Annotated in this window: 9 protein-coding genes and 1 pseudogene; 8 read left to right on the top strand and 2 right to left on the bottom strand. The window is 27.8% G+C overall.

Translation table 11 applies throughout. The features are described 5' to 3' along the window. The first annotated feature begins 101 nt into the window (after window positions 1-101). The 3 genes and pseudogenes from CLPUN_RS11725 (at window position 102) to CLPUN_RS11715 (ending at window position 5,750) form a co-directional block, all read left to right on the top strand. Window positions 102-1,562: an NADP-dependent glyceraldehyde-3-phosphate dehydrogenase gene (locus CLPUN_RS11725; protein WP_077847461.1), complete on the top strand. Its 1,461-nt coding sequence runs from the start codon at window positions 102-104 to the stop codon at window positions 1,560-1,562. 398 nt (window positions 1,563-1,960) lie between these two features. Next, window positions 1,961-4,385, top strand: a pseudogene (mutS, locus tag CLPUN_RS11720) (DNA mismatch repair protein MutS); the annotation flags it as partial. A gap of 423 nt (window positions 4,386-4,808) precedes the next feature. Then, entirely contained in the window at window positions 4,809-5,750 is a 942-nt protein-coding gene (locus tag CLPUN_RS11715; protein WP_077847459.1) for a tRNA dihydrouridine synthase, read from the top strand. Window positions 5,751-6,171: 421 nt separating this feature from the next. Here the strand turns inward: CLPUN_RS11715 and CLPUN_RS11710 are convergent, their stop codons facing one another. Further along, window positions 6,172-7,233: an NADH:flavin oxidoreductase gene (locus CLPUN_RS11710; RefSeq protein ID WP_077847458.1), complete on the bottom strand. Its 1,062-nt coding sequence runs from the start codon at window positions 7,231-7,233 to the stop codon at window positions 6,172-6,174. A gap of 130 nt (window positions 7,234-7,363) precedes the next feature. On the opposite strand from CLPUN_RS11710, the gene CLPUN_RS11705 reads away from it, so the two are divergent. The 5 genes from CLPUN_RS11705 to CLPUN_RS11685 all read left to right on the top strand — a co-directional run bounded on the left by CLPUN_RS11705 (window position 7,364) and on the right by CLPUN_RS11685 (window position 14,514). Beyond that, window positions 7,364-7,729 carry a winged helix-turn-helix transcriptional regulator gene (locus CLPUN_RS11705; protein WP_077847457.1) on the top strand — a complete coding sequence of 122 codons (366 nt, stop codon included), beginning with the start codon at window positions 7,364-7,366 and terminating at the stop codon, window positions 7,727-7,729. Window positions 7,730-7,751: 22 nt separating this feature from the next. Then, entirely contained in the window at window positions 7,752-8,876 is a 1,125-nt protein-coding gene (locus tag CLPUN_RS11700; protein WP_077847456.1) for a deaminase domain-containing protein, read from the top strand. A gap of 407 nt (window positions 8,877-9,283) precedes the next feature. Continuing rightward, the gene (locus CLPUN_RS11695; protein WP_077847455.1) at window positions 9,284-12,550 is read left to right on the top strand and encodes a cellulose binding domain-containing protein; all 3,267 of its coding nucleotides are present in this window, start codon (window positions 9,284-9,286) and stop codon (window positions 12,548-12,550) included. Window positions 12,551-12,694: 144 nt separating this feature from the next. Next, window positions 12,695-13,348, top strand: a complete 654-nt coding sequence (gene aat, locus CLPUN_RS11690) for a leucyl/phenylalanyl-tRNA--protein transferase (RefSeq protein WP_077847454.1) — start codon at window positions 12,695-12,697, stop codon at window positions 13,346-13,348. Window positions 13,349-13,818: 470 nt separating this feature from the next. Continuing rightward, window positions 13,819-14,514 (top strand): DUF421 domain-containing protein, encoded by a 696-nt coding sequence (locus CLPUN_RS11685; protein ID WP_077847453.1) that lies wholly within the window; start codon window positions 13,819-13,821, stop codon window positions 14,512-14,514. Window positions 14,515-14,751: 237 nt separating this feature from the next. Here CLPUN_RS11685 and CLPUN_RS11680 read toward each other — a convergent pair whose 3' ends face one another. Then, window positions 14,752-15,762 (bottom strand): galactose ABC transporter substrate-binding protein, encoded by a 1,011-nt coding sequence (locus CLPUN_RS11680; RefSeq protein ID WP_077847452.1) that lies wholly within the window; start codon window positions 15,760-15,762, stop codon window positions 14,752-14,754. Between the last annotated feature and the right edge of the window lie 126 nt (window positions 15,763-15,888).

The raw sequence follows: 15,888 nt of genomic DNA, 5'->3' as shown, positions 1-15,888 counted from the left end.
ATATTTAATTTTTTTATAGATATAATTTAAAATATAGTATATTATAGTATCAAATAATAATTAATATTATTTGATAATTTTTATTTGATAGAGGTGAGGAAATGTTTAATTGTATACAATGTGAAGATAATATATTTAGAAATTTAATAGATGGTCAGTGGATTATTAGCAAAAATGAAGAGTTTATAGAAATAACCTCTCCAATTGATGGTTCACTTATAGGCAAGATTCCCGCAATGGCAAAAGAAGAAGTAGACTTTGCATTTGAATCTTCAAAAGCAGCACAATTAAAGTGGAAGAGTATTCCTGTAAGCGAAAGAGCTGAAATATTATATAAAGCTGCTGATATACTCCTTCAGTACAGTGATGAACTTACAGAAATTATGATTAGAGAAATTGGTAAAGATAAAAAAAGCTCAAAATCAGAAATTTCCAGAACTGCTGATTTTATGAGATTTACAGCAGATACTGCCAAGAATATGTCAGGAGAAAGTATTCCAGGAGATTCTTTTCCTGGATTCAATAGAAATAAAATTTCTGTTGTAACTAGAGAACCTTTAGGAGTTGTTCTTGCAATATCACCATTTAATTATCCAGTAAACTTATCAGCATCTAAAATAGCACCAGCAATAGTTGCTGGAAATTCTGTTATATTAAAACCTGCAACTCAAGGAAGTTTATGCGGCTTATATTTAGCAAGAGTTTTTGAAGAAGCTGGTATTCCAAAAGGAGTATTAAATACAATTACAGGTAAAGGTAGTGAAATCGGAGACTATATTGTTACTCATCCTGGAGTAAACTTTATTAATTTTACTGGAAGTACAGAAGTTGGAACTAAAATTTCTAGAATAACTAGTATGGTTCCACTATTAATGGAACTTGGTGGAAAAGATGCTGCTATAGTTTTAGAAGATGCAGATTTAGACCTTACAGCAAGTAATATAGTTGCAGGTGGTTATTCATATTCTGGTCAAAGATGTACAGCTGTAAAAAGAATTTTAGTGGTAAATAAAGTGGCTGATAAGTTAGTTGAAAAAGTAAAAGAAAAAATGAATAATCTTAAAGTTGGAAATCCATTAGAAAAAGATGTAGACATAGTTCCACTTATTAATTCTAAGGCAGCAGATTTTGTCTGTGAATTAATAAAAGATGCTAGTGATAAAGGTGCAAATTTAATTGTAGGTGGAAATAGAGAAGGGAATTTAATATATCCAACACTTTTTGATAATGTAACTTTAGATATGAGACTTGCATGGGAAGAGCCATTCGGTCCAGTGCTCCCAATAATAAGAGTGAGAGATAAAGATGAAGCTATAGAAATTGCCAATAAATCTGAATATGGATTACAAAGTGCTGTATTTACAGAAAATATAAATGATGCTTTTTATATAGCAGATAAATTAGATGTAGGAACAGTTCAAGTAAATAATAAAACAGAAAGAGGACCAGATCATTTCCCATTCCTTGGTGTTAAGGCTTCTGGAATAGGAACACAAGGAATAAGATATTCTATTGAATCTATGTCTAGACCTAAGGCAACAGTAATAAATTTAACTAGGTAAGAGCATAGATAAAAATAATATTATTTACAGAATGAAATTGTAAGCTAATTTCATTTAATTGAAGATTTAGAACTAAAATCATTTTTTTAATGACTTTGCTTAAAAATATTAATGAAAAGTCCTAGAATAATTGTTATAATTGTTCTAGGACTTTTTTAGATAATTTAACGTATTGTGCTAGTTAAATTTATATCAGTTTTATAAAACAAGCTTCTAAATCCGCATTCCTAACCTATATTCTTAAGAATATATAGTTTGAAATATATATGTTAAACTATATTAGAATATGCAGTATTTAAGAATATTGTAAATATATTTTTATATAGTATAACGAGTTAATTTATAGAAAAGTTACTTTTAGCTGAAAATGAATGAACATTTTAAGGAGGAAATTAGTTATGGCTTTAACGCCAATGATGGTTGAATACATGAAAACTAAGGAAGAATACAGCGATTGTATTCTATTTTATAGATTAGGCGATTTTTATGAAATGTTTTTTGAAGATGCAATTACTGTATCTCGCGAACTTGAATTAGTTCTTACAGGTAAAAACTGTGGACTTGAAGAAAGAGCTCCTATGTGTGGGATTCCACATCATGCTGCTGCTGCCTATGTACCAAGACTTGTTAATAAAGGATATAAAGTTGCAATTTGTGAACAGCTTGAAGATCCAAAGGAAGCTAAAGGAATTGTTAAAAGAGGAGTTGTAAAAATAATTACACCTGGAACCTTTGTAGATTCTAATAGTACCCTTGAAAATGATAATACTTATTTAATGGCTATATATGAAAATGATGAAAAAATAGGTATAGCAATTTCAGATATAAGTACTGGCGAATTTAAAACAACTTCTTTTGATAATATAAGAATAAGCTTATTAGATGAAATTTCAAAGGTTTCTCCTAAAGAAATTCTTTTAGATGAAAATATAAGTGAAAGTCTTATAGAAGATATAAAAGGAGTAACCACTGCATTTATATCTAAGAAGAATTTTAATGAATTTTTCGTTACAAAAGAAGAGCTTTTAGAACAATTTTCAGACTTAGAAGTTGCAGGTTTAACTAAGGAAAGAGATCTTGCAAGTTCAGTATTGCTTAAGTACATATATGAAACTCAAATGATGAGTTTAACAAATATAAATTTATTAGAACAATATGAAATAATAAATTATATGACTATAGATGGGAACTCAAGAAGAAATTTAGAACTTACAGAAAGTATACGAGAAAAAAGTAAAAAGGGATCTCTTTTATGGGTTCTTGATAAAAGTGCCACATCTATGGGAGGAAGAACCTTAAGAAAATGGATAGAAGAACCTTTAATTATTAAATCAGAAATAGAAAAAAGATTAAGTGGAGTTAATGAAGCATTTAGTTCTATAAGTTTTAATGAAGATTTAAGAAGTTCTTTAAAAGAAATTTATGACATAGAAAGAATTGTAGGTAAAATTTCTAATAAAAATGTAAATGCAAAGGATATGTTATCACTTAAAGCTTCATTAGATAAAATTCCAGCAGTTAAAGAGCTTTTAAAATATGCAAATTCTGATCTTTTAAAGGAATATTATGAAAACTTAGATGAATTAGATGATGTAAGAGCATTATTAGAAGCGTCAATTAAAGAAGAGCCATCTTTAAGCATAAAAGAAGGAAACATAATTAAAAATGGATACAATGCAGAAGTTGATGAATTAAGAGAATCAAAACTTCACGGAAAAGAATGGATCGCAGCACTGGAAAATCGTGAAAGAGAATTTACCGGAATTAAATCTTTAAAAGTTGGTTATAATAAAGTTTTTGGTTATTATATTGAAATCACAAAATCAAATTACGATTCTATTCCAGAAGGAAGATATGTAAGAAAGCAAACCTTAGCTAATGCTGAAAGATATATAACAGAAGAACTTAAGGTAATGGAAGATAAAATCTTAGGCTCTGAGGAGAGGCTTATTAATTTAGAATATGGTTTGTTTACTGAAATACGTGATATTATAGAAAAAGAAATTGCTAGACTTAAGAAAAGTGCTAAAATAATTTCAAATTTAGATGGAATATCTACCTTAGCTTTAGTAGCTCTTGAAAATGATTATGTTAAACCAGAAATTAATGAAGATGGTGTAATTGAAATAACTGATGGAAGACATCCAGTTGTTGAAAAGGTAATAGGAAGAGGAGAGTTTGTTTCTAACAATACTAAGTTAAATCAAACTGATAAAGAATTATTACTTATAACAGGTCCTAACATGGCAGGTAAATCTACATATATGAGGCAAGTAGCACTTATTACTTTAATGGCTCAAATAGGTTCCTTTGTACCAGCAGCATCAGCTAATGTTTCAATTTGTGATAAAATATTCACTAGGATTGGTGCTTCAGATGATTTAGCAGGTGGTAAATCAACCTTTATGGTTGAAATGTGGGAAGTATCTAACATATTAAAAAATGCAACCTCTAAGAGTCTAGTTTTATTAGATGAAGTAGGTAGAGGGACTTCAACATATGATGGTCTTTCAATAGCTTGGTCAGTTATTGAATATATAACTGGAAATGATAAATTAAGATGTAAAACATTGTTCGCAACTCATTATCATGAATTAGTAAAACTTGAAGGAATCTTACCTGGTGTTAAAAACTATTCTGTAGCAGTTAAGAAGATGAAAGACAGTGTAATCTTTTTAAGAAAAATAGTTGAAGGCGGTGCAGATGAATCTTATGGTATAGAAGTTGCAAAGCTTGCAGGCCTTCCAGATGCAGTAATAGAAAGAGCTAGAGAAATACTCCTAAGTATAGAAGGGGAAAATAGCTTTGATATACATAAGGTAACCCAGATTGAAAATAATGAATTTAAAGAACGAGAAGTTGCTATTGATAACAATTTTACTAATGAGGTTACTTTTACTCAAAAAGTCTCAGAAACAGTGAGTGAATATACAGAAGAAATTAAATCTGAAAATACTCTTGATAATAATAATCATAGTAGTTTAGAAAATAAGCATTATGCAAAAGATGTGATTAAAGAAGAAAATACGCAAAAGAAACATAAACATAAAGAAGCTTTTAACAATATGCAATTAGATTTTACTTTTATTGAAAAAGAAGCATTTCTGAAGGAAATAAGTGAAGTAGATATTTTAAGTTTAAATCCTATGGAGGCTATGAATACTTTGTATAAGTTAGTGGCTGAGGCTAAAAAATTGAATAATTAAGTTGTAGTAATATCACTTGAATAAAGGGGATTTTAAATATATGAATTTTTATTTCGCTCCTATGGAAGGTTTGACGGGGTACATTTATAGAAATGCCCATAATACCTTTTTTAATAATATAGATAAATACTTTTCACCTTTTATTGTTGCAAATCAAAGTAACAGTTTTAAGGCACGGGAATTAAATGATATTTTACCAGAAAACAACCAAGGTCTAGTTTTAATTCCACAATTATTAACAAATAATGCAAAAGATTTTATACATACTTCTAATAAAATAAAGCAATTTGGATATAATGAGATTAATTTAAACTTGGGATGTCCTTCTGGAACTGTAGTTTCAAAAAATAAAGGATCAGGATTTCTTTCAAAAACAGAAGAACTTAATTTGTTTTTTGAGGAAATTTTTTCAGAGGCGACAACAAAAATCTCAGTAAAAACTAGAATAGGAAAAGACCAACCAGAAGAATTTTATCATTTGATTGAAATATTTAACAAATATCCTATAGAAGAACTTATCATTCATCCTAGAACTCAAAAAGATTTTTATAATAATAAGCCTAATCTGAAGATTTTTAAGGACGCTTTAACATTAAGTAAAAATCCTGTTTGCTATAATGGTGATATTCGTACAGTCACAGATTATAGGGAGTTTTCGAACGATTTCTCTAGTGTAGAAACTTTAATGCTTGGTAGGGGATTATTAGCCAATCCTGGATTGATTAGTGATATTGAAAATAATACCAAACTCGAAAAAAAATTACTAAAAGACTTCCATGATAAAATTTATGAAGATTATAAGAAAATACTTTTTGGAGATAGGAATGTCTTATTTAAAATGAAGGAATTATGGTTTTATATGATGCCCATGTTTTCTGATAATGCAAAATATGCAAAAAAAATCAGAAAATCAGAAAGATTATACGATTATGATGAAGCTATTTTAAGCTTATTTAGAGAACAGGATATTATGGAAGTTTAGAATAAGAGACTATAATTAATTTTGATATAATAATAAATTGATTAACAAATACGAATGGTAAACATTGAATATCCAAGTGACTTATTATAAATAAGAGCACTGTTTAAGCCAATGGTGTTTGAATTAATATCAAAGGATGGATTTAAGTAATGTAGTACCTAATGTTAAATTATATATTCAAAAAATTGTAATAGAGATGTAATTTTATAAAATTGGCAACATGTTTACAACATTAAATCCGCGATAAATTTATCGTGGATTTTTTACATTTTTGTAACATATTCTTAATTAATATATTATAGTGGTGAATTCAAAGTTGTACTTCATATTCATCATAAAACTCACGAAAATTTAAATATAAAATTTTGATTTGAATTTTCGTGAGCTTATTATATAATATTACTATTTTATTTGTTATATATTATATTTGTTCATTATTTTTCTCAAATATAACTTTACCTGGACAAGCTTTAGACTGGCCAAACCACATACATTTTGCACAGCTTAAACATTTTCCTGTGTCTTTACCTTCTTTAGCAGCATTTGCCCAATTAGGATTTATAAGAGCACCTTTACCAATGTCTACAATATCTACATTTGTTTCATTTAATATTTCTTCTGCTGTTTCTGCTACATAAATTCCGTTAACTGCAAATACTGGAACTGAAACTTCTTCTTTTATTTTTTCTGCTGAATAAACAGCATTAGAGAATTTATATCCTTCAGTTACATGCATTTCTTGCTCACTAAAAAATCCATAAGAAATATCAAGGAAATCTATACCATTTTTTTCTAATACTTTAGCATAGTGTAATCCATCTTCTATTGTTGGTTCAAATCCTCCAAGACGGATTCCAACAACAAATTCTTTTGGTGTTACTTTTCTAATACCTTCTAGTATTTCTATTACAAATTTTTCGGGATTGCTACCATATTCATCAGTTCTTTTATTTACTCTTTTATTTAAAAACTGACTTATTAAATAACCATGGCAACCATGAAGTTCAATACCATCATATCCTGCTTCATAAGATCTTCTGGCAGCTTCAATATAATCATTTTGTATAGATTTTATATCCTCTATAGTCATTTCGCGTCCAATTACAGTTCTAGCAGAATTTTTATATTCATAAGCACTTGGACATATTGGATTTTCTGAAATACCAACGACTCCCGCATGATGAATTTGAATAAAAATTGGACAGTTTTCTTCATGAACTGCATTAACTATTTTTTTTAGTCCTTCAATTTGATCATCTTTCCATATTCCAAGCTGCTTTTCTGATAGTTTTCCATCAGCATTTATACATGTAGCTTCTTGAATTATTAGTCCTGCTCCTCCTTGTGCTAACTTTTTATAACGTTCAATATTTTCAGGTGCTACATATCCATCTTTAGCAAATCCAACCACCATTGGAGGAACACAAATACGATTTTTCATTTTTACATTTTTAATATTAAATTCTTTAAATAATTTTTTCAAAAATTTCACACTCCCATTTTATTATTCATTTACACACAACTTTTTATTTGGTATGTTATTAGTATATTTTATTTAGGAACAAAATATCAAGTACGCACATTTTTGTGCCTTACTATTGGAGGTATTATTTATGGAAAATAAATTAAAAGAAACATTGCATATTGGTCATGAAAAATGTCCTATTATTCATGCTCTTGAAATTATTGGCGGTAAATGGAGAATTCCTATAATCTGGAGGTTATCTGCTGAAAAAAGCCTAAGATATAATGAACTTAAAAGAAGTATCCCTGGAATTACTAATATTATGCTGACTCGCTCTTTACAATCTTTAGAAAAAAATGGTCTTGTGAAGAGAGTAGAGTATACACATATAAAAAAAGCACGAAATGCAACTAAGAACTTTCCACCTCATGTCGAATATTCTTTAACAGATATATGTCAAGATTTGATGCCAGCATTAGTAGTTATAAATGAATGGGGCAAAAACTTGTCATAAATATTAAGCACAAGAGGTAAATATGAAACAAATAAGCATGACCTTAAAGAAAAGAAAAAAAGCACGAATAAAAATTAATAATATAAATGATTTTAAAGTTGCATTAAAAAATGAAGGCTATAAAATAAACGAATTTGATGAAGAAAAATTTAAAGAAGCAATTACAAAGATTTTTCAAGTAGATAGTGGTGTTATAGAGTGGTTATATAAAAACATTAATAACACTAACATTACATATAGATCAAATGATAGTAAGGATTTTATGGACTACATAGAAAAGATGATACTATTGGAAAATGAACATAAAAGATTATGGAAAAAAATAAGTAAAGTAGAAAAATTAAATATAGATAGAATTGAATATGAACGAGAGCCAAGAATTCAAGAAAATGTTGATGAAATTACAAATTCCATAGAAGAAATGAAAATAAATATTTCAACAATAATAAATGAAGAAGAGAAATTAAAATTAAAAAATTTAGAAAAAGAAATAAATAAAGAATATCTTTATGCAAAGGATATTGAATTGTTAAAAAAAATACTTCTCATTGAAAAAGAAAGCGTGAAGGAAAAATATAACGCCCAAACACAAATAAAAACAATATCTATTGAAATACCTAAGCATATAAATTATCATTATATTCCTGCAAAGAAAGGTACTGTAGAATATCATGAACATTTAAAAAATAATATACCAAGAATTCAGAGATTAACAAAAAATATAAATAAATATATGAAGGTTCAAGAAGAAGCAATCTTTAGAATAAATCAAAGTAAAACTTTGCAGGGCTCTATAAATATAGCGCTAGCAATATATGATAATAAGGAGTTTAAAGCAATAAGTGGTAGTACTGACATACCAAATTATTGCAGTCCACCACAAGAAACAGCAGTTTTTAAGAGTAGTAAAGTTAATAAATTAGGCAAATTGGGTATAGGATATAACAGAATTAATGATAGTGAAAAAAAAATATTTGAAGAAATACATAAACAAATAGATACTAATATCTTGAAAGACCAAGGTAATCTTGTTTTATATAGTAAATGGGAACCCTGTCCAAGTTGCTATTATGTAATTAGTCAATTTTGTAAAAAACATCCTAATATAAAAGTACACGTGAAATACAGTAAAAAGTATGGTGAATAAAAGTATATTTATATAAAATTATTAAAAAATTTTATTGTATAAGTACATAATGTTAATAAACTTTATAGGTAAGATTCTGATTCCAACACAAAATCCACGATAATTGAAATTATTGTGGATTATTTTCTTTTAGTTTAAATATTTATAAATAATATTTTAAATTCTCTATATTTATATTCGAATAAAATTAGTGATTTAAAACAATTATAATATAATACTAATAAAAAAATCTAAGTAATTATAAATTTTTCTAAAAATATCCTAATAAATAGGAAAATAATAGTTGATTTTATGTGATTATAATAATATAATTTATATTAAATTAATCTAAATTAATTTAATATTCTATAAAATAATCAACTTTAATTCAAGGTGATTATAGAATTAAAAAAAGAGAGGATGTCTTTATGAAAAGAAAAAAAATAAAAAAGATCATATCGTGTTTGATGGCTGGATTAATAATTACTAGTTTGAGTGGAACTAATACTGTCTTTGCTGAGGAAACGAGTCAAAATGGACAAACTGTAACAACAAGTAGTGATAAAAACATATCAATAGAAGCTAAAGAGCGTGTATCTGTACATGATCCTTCTATTGTAAAGGATAACAATTCATATTATGTATTCGGCTCTCATATAGAAGCAGCAAAATCTACAGATTTACAAAATTGGACCAAATTTACCAACAGTTATAACACACCTAATAATGTGATATTTGGAGATTTATCTAAAAACTTAGCTGGTTCTTTTGCTTGGGCTGGTGAAAACGATTCAGATTCCAAAGGAGGTTATTCTGTATGGGCACCTAGTGTTATTTGGAATAAGGATTATATAAATAAGGATGGAAAAGTAGGCGCATATATGATGTATTATTGCACATCGTCAACTTACAAACGTTCTGCTATAGGCTATGCAGTATCTCAAAATATAGAAGGCCCATATACTTATGTAGATACAATCATATATTCAGGATTTACTAAAGGTGATGCCCATGATGATGGAAGTAGTAAAAACACTAATTATATAAATACTAATATTAAGAAGCTTATAGATAATGGTACATTAACAGAACCAAATTCGAAATGGTTTACAAGTGCAGGAGTATATAATACAAGCTATGCTCCAAATGCTATAGATCCAGAATTATTTTATGATAAAGATGGAACACTTTGGATGAACTATGGTTCTTGGTCTGGTGGAACATATATTCTAGAAATTGATAAAAAAACAGGTGCTCCTATATATCCTGGAAAAGATGCTAATACTGATACAAGTAATATAACTGATAGATATTTTGGAACTAGAATATCTGGTGGATATACAAAATCAGGAGAAGGGGCAGAAATTGTTTATGATGATGCAACAGGATATTATTATTTATATCAATCTTATGCTGGTTTAGCTGCAAATGGTGGATATAACATTAGAATGTTTAGATCGAAAAATCCTAATGGTCCTTATTTAGATGCAGCTGGAAATAATGCTGTTTTGTCAGGTAATGTAGATAATGCTTATTGTGGTATAAAACTTATTGGTAACTATAAGTTAGATTGTCTAGATGTAGGATATAAAGCTGCTGGACATAATTCATCATTTATTGATTCTGATGGTCAAATGTACCTTGTTTATCATACAAGATTTAATGGAGGTACAGAGGAACATCAAGTTAGAGTTCACCAAATGTTTATAAATGAAGAGGGATGGCCAGTAGTAGCACCATATGAATATAGTGGTGATAAAATTTCTAAAAATGGTTACTCAAAGAATGAAATGGTTGGTTATTATCAATTTATTAATCATGGTAATGCTAATAGTTCTGCAATGTTAGATACACTCACTGTAAAACTAAATGATGATTACACAGTAACTGGTGATGTGACTGGTACTTGGAGTATGAAAGATGGTTCGTATTACACGAATATAACTATTGATGGAGTAACTTATAAAGGAATATTCTTTAAACAACAAGATGAATCTAAAAAGACGTCAAAAGTGATGACATTCACTGCTGTAGGCAGCAATAATGAGTGTATTTGGGGAAGTAAGCTTGATTTAAAAGATAGTGAAGCAGTGAAGTATGCTGCAAATGCTTTAGAAAATAAAATTCCAACTAGTACAAAAACAAATATAACATTACCTACAACAGGTGCATATGATACAATAATTTCATGGTATTCAAATTCTCCAAGTATTCTTAGTAATAAAGGAATAGTAAATCGTACTAAAAATGATGAAAATATAACACTTACAGCAAAAATATCTAAAGGCAAAGAAAGTTATACTAAAACATTTAATGTTCTAGTTAAGGGAAAATTAGATAAAATTAATATTACACCAATTTATAAATATGATTTTGATACAATAAATGGATCAAATGAAGTTGTGAACAGTGGAAGTAAAGATGGAAAATCAACTTTAATAGGATCAGCTTCTGTTTTAGAGGATAAAAATAGAGGTAAGGTACTTAGCATAAAAAATGAAAAGGGAGCTATAAAAGCAAACTACTTAGCTTTACCAAATGACACACTTAGTGAAATTACAAATAAGGGTTATACAGTTGGGATGTGGGTAAACGTAGATATTACAGATCCTAATTATTTTGAACATAGTGCGTTATTTGAAGCAAATGGCGGTAGCAAATATCCTGTTACAAGAATAAGTGCAAACTTATACTCTAGAATTAATGCTAATGGAGCATATGCAGATGCAACCGAAATTTCAAAACCATTAACAGGGAATACGTGGCAATACATTACATATACAGTAAATTCAGAAGGTATTTCTGTATATGTAGATGGGAATGAAGTTAACAGTGTTAAAAAAGATTTAACAGCATGTTTTTCAAATAATTTCCTTTCAAATATGACAGATGTTAGCGTTGGAAGTGGAAATATTTGGAGTGATGCAGATATAGCTTCAGCAAAATTTGATAACGTATCTATTTATGATACTGCATTAACAGATCAACAAGTAGAAGCTCTTTATAATGAAGAGGTATCATCCGAATCAAAACCAATAGAAGATAATATTATTTCAGTTGATTATAAAGTTAATGAAGAATGGGGCAACCAAGTTAAATCAACCATAAAATTAACTAATACAAGTGGTAAAACAATTAGTAATTGGGCATTAAAAACTGATTTCAAAGGGAAAATCACTCAAATTTGGAATGCTTCAATAGCATCTAATACTGGAAATAGTTATATAATAAAAAATTCTGGCTGGCCACAAGATATTACTACAGGTGCAGCAGTTGAATTCGGTTTTATAGCTTCATATGAAGGAGAAAATCCTCCAGAATTTACAAACTATTCTATGGTGTCAGCCATTCAAGCTGTTAATGAAGATAAATATAAAGTATATTTTTCTAAAGATAGTGAATGGGATAATGGTTTTAATGCTAAACTCGAAATTAATAATAATAGTAGCACACCTATAGAAGATTGGGTTATCGAATTTGATTATAAAGATAATATTAAATCGATATGGAATGCTGAAATTTTAAATCATGAAGGAGAGCATTATGTAATTAAAGCTAAATCATATAATGCTAATATTCAATCAGGAAAGAATATTTCATTTGGATTTAAAGGCGTTCCTGCTGATGGTATTAAATCAAAAGAAATTCCTAAAAACTATAATTTAACTGAAGTAATGAGTAATGTTGAAAAGTAATGTTTTCTAAGTAAGAGTAATAAATATTTAAACGAAAAACTTAAAGTAGAATTTTTCTGCTTTAAGTTTTTTGTATATCTATATGTTAATCTAATATGCTAAAATAGTTATTAAATAAACTTAGTATGTAAGGAAGTGAACAGAATGCCAATATTTAAATTGACTAAAGAAATTATCTTTCCAAAACCAGAGTTTTCTGAAGAAGATGGTCTTTTGGCAATTGGAGGAGATTTATCTTTAGAAAGATTAATTGTAGCTTATTGCAATGGTATATTTCCTTGGTACAACAAAGGAGAGCCAATTCTTTGGTGGTGTCCTAAACCTAGATTTATTATTCAACCTAATGAAGTTAAAATTTCTAAATCAATGAAAAAAATCATTAGAAAAGATAAATTTAAAGTAACTTTCAATAATGATTTTGAAAATGTAATAAATAATTGTTCTTCTTTGAGGGAAATTGCTGGTGAAGGTACTTGGATCACTGGTGATATGAAAAATGCATATATAAATCTATTTAAACATGATTATGCAATGAGTGTAGAAACATATGTTGGTGAAGAATTAGTAGGAGGACTATATGGAGTCAAAATAGGAAAGTGTTTTTTTGGAGAAAGTATGTTTTCTAAAGTAAGCAATGCATCTAAAATAGCATTAATTAAATTAGCAGAAAAATTAGCTGATGAAAATTTTATATTTATAGATTGTCAAATGCACACAGAACATCTAGAAACTATGGGCGGTAAGTATGTTTCTTGGGATGATTATAAATGTATGCTCAATAAAGGAATATATATATAAAATCAATTGTTTTAGTTATGATATTAAATTTTAAAAATAGTTAAAGTTTAATTCGTCAAAAGTCTCTTTCAATTTACTAAGATTACTTATATAGAATATTATCTATTGTATACCTCTATTCTTTGGTTTATAAGTAATATTATATTTGATTCTAAATATATTAATCTAAAAATTTCTACAAAAATAAAATATATTTTTATATTTAAAGGGCTATGAAACTCTATAGCCCTTTAAGTCATGCTATTAAATTCACAAGAAATTAAGATTTGTAAATTCTATTTCTAATGTAAATTAAAACAGAAAAATGAGTACTGCGATATTTACAAAATATTGAGCTCCTATTTAACAAATAAAATTTTCTAAATCTATCTAAAAAACATTGATCTGTGAATGAATATAAAATAATCAAATGCAGATAATAGCATTTATAAATGAAATTTTAATAAGGTATAAAAGGAGAGATTAAATACATGGAAAAAGTTTTGCTGATTACAATAATAAAAGGTGTTGGAATATATATTCTAGCAATATTCTTAACTAGGAACATTGGACGAAAACTCATATCACAAATGAACTTTTTCGATTTTATTATGGGAGTTTCAATGGGATCAATAGTTGCTAATGCAATTATTGATAAGGAATTTCCATCAATATCAGCTACAACTGCTTTAATATTATTTTCTATTCTCACCATTGTAACTGGATACTTAAGTATGAAAAGTGTTACAATCGGAAAATTAATAAATTCAGAACCAGTTACACTTGTTGAAAATGGCAATATTGTTGACAAGAATATGAAAAAAACTAAATTAACAATTAATGAATTAAAAATGAAGTTAAGAGAAAAAAGTGCATTTAGTCTGGCAGATGTAGAATTTGCAATTATGGAAACAGATGGGCAATTATCAGTATTACCTAAAGCTGATAAAAAGCCACTTACACCTTATAATATAAAAGTGAAAGTAACTAGTTCAGGTCTTGAAAAGGACATAATAATTGATGGAACCATAATAGAAGAAAATCTGAGAAGTGCTGGACTGGATAAGGAATGGCTAAAATCTGAACTTAATAAAAAAAATATAAAGGAGAGTTCAGATGTATTTTATGCTGGATTAGATAATAACAAGAAATTATATATATCAAAAAAGAGCCTTAACAAAAAATAAATAATAAATTTAAAAATACCGCATTATTTAGTAATTAACTATATATGCGGTATTTTTCTAAGTAATTTGTAAATCAATTTAGATAAAGACCGATAAGTTTCTGAAATATCAGAATTATAGTTAGAGCAATTTTGAATAAATAGACTATGTTGTGCATGTATTTTGACACCTTTGATATCTCCATAGAAGAGCTTATGTAAATATGTTTTAAATGGTGAAGATTAATCCATATTTGCTTTAAGGTGTATATTCATGATAAGGTATCTCAATCATACCTTCTGTATTAAATTTATAATTTGTACCTTCAAGTGGATCTCTATTGTAAATTAAATTTATGCCAACAGAATAAAGTGCATTAGCAAAGTCTTTAGGATCTTGAATAACAGTACTTGTCATAAAGCCTTTAGTAATTAGTTCCCGTGCTTCTGGGATGGCGTCAACTCCAACAACTGGAATAGTTTTTGTTTTATCCCCTTTGTTGTAGCCATAGGCTTGTAGTGCTTCAATAGCACCTATTGCCATAGCATCATTATTTGCAATTATTGCTTCTATTTTCCCACCATATTTAAGAAATAATGAATTAATTGAATCTTTGGCACAAGCTCGATCCCAATTACAAATTTTTAATGCAAGTTCTTCAGTTTTTATGCCATTATCATTAAGTGTTGAAATAGAATGAATAGTTCTGTTAATTGCAGCCGGATTATTAGTTTTACCTTGTAACATTATATATTGCAATACGTTATCATTATTTTTATCTATGACTTTATTATTATTCCATGAATCTACAAGAATTTTACCTTGCATAATACCTGAAAGTTTAGAATCAGTTGCTATAATAACAACTTTTCCGAAAGCTTTATTTGTAGGTATTGGTAATTCTGTATTAAAGAAGATTAGTGGTATATTTTTTGAATTCGCTTTATTGATAATGTTTAATATAGTACTTTGTTTTGTATCAACCAAATTTACTAATAAAAGGTCAACATTATTATTAATTAAGTTATCTATATCTGCATTTTGTATGGCTTGATTGTCCTTTGCATCATAAAAGGACAATCTAACTTTATCGGGATTTTCTTTTTCAATATTTTCTAGGTTTTGTTTAATGAATGAAATGTTTGGATCATTAAAATTAAATAATAGCACACCAACCTTGGGTGGATTTCCTATAGCATTAATTGAACTAATATAAAGATTATTTTGAATAGTACATATTAATGTAGTAATTACCATAAATGTAATCATAATAATGATTATTTTTTTTATAGTTTCATCTTAAACCTCCATGTTATGATAGCTTGATTTATATTATGTATAAATAGAAAACTTATTCTAATTATAATTGATGAATTTTAATTTTTTTCAAGCTTG

This window comes from Clostridium puniceum, from assembly GCF_002006345.1.
Lineage (GTDB): Bacteria > Bacillota > Clostridia > Clostridiales > Clostridiaceae > Clostridium > Clostridium puniceum.
This window is presented reverse-complemented; position numbering and strand designations above follow the sequence as displayed.

Bases quoted from the DNA above. Each gene is read 5' to 3' on its own strand.
- CLPUN_RS11685 (WP_077847453.1), top strand. From the start codon at position 13,819: ATGGAAAAAGTTTTGCTGATTACAATAATAAAAGGTGTTGGAATATAT.
- CLPUN_RS11680 (WP_077847452.1), bottom strand. From the start codon at position 15,762: ATGATTACATTTATGGTAATTACTACATTAATATGTACTATTCAAAAT.
- CLPUN_RS11725 (WP_077847461.1), top strand. From the start codon at position 102: ATGTTTAATTGTATACAATGTGAAGATAATATATTTAGAAATTTAATA.
- CLPUN_RS11715 (WP_077847459.1), top strand. From the start codon at position 4,809: ATGAATTTTTATTTCGCTCCTATGGAAGGTTTGACGGGGTACATTTAT.
- aat (WP_077847454.1), top strand. From the start codon at position 12,695: ATGCCAATATTTAAATTGACTAAAGAAATTATCTTTCCAAAACCAGAG.
- CLPUN_RS11695 (WP_077847455.1), top strand. From the start codon at position 9,284: ATGAAAAGAAAAAAAATAAAAAAGATCATATCGTGTTTGATGGCTGGA.
- CLPUN_RS11705 (WP_077847457.1), top strand. From the start codon at position 7,364: ATGGAAAATAAATTAAAAGAAACATTGCATATTGGTCATGAAAAATGT.
- CLPUN_RS11700 (WP_077847456.1), top strand. From the start codon at position 7,752: ATGAAACAAATAAGCATGACCTTAAAGAAAAGAAAAAAAGCACGAATA.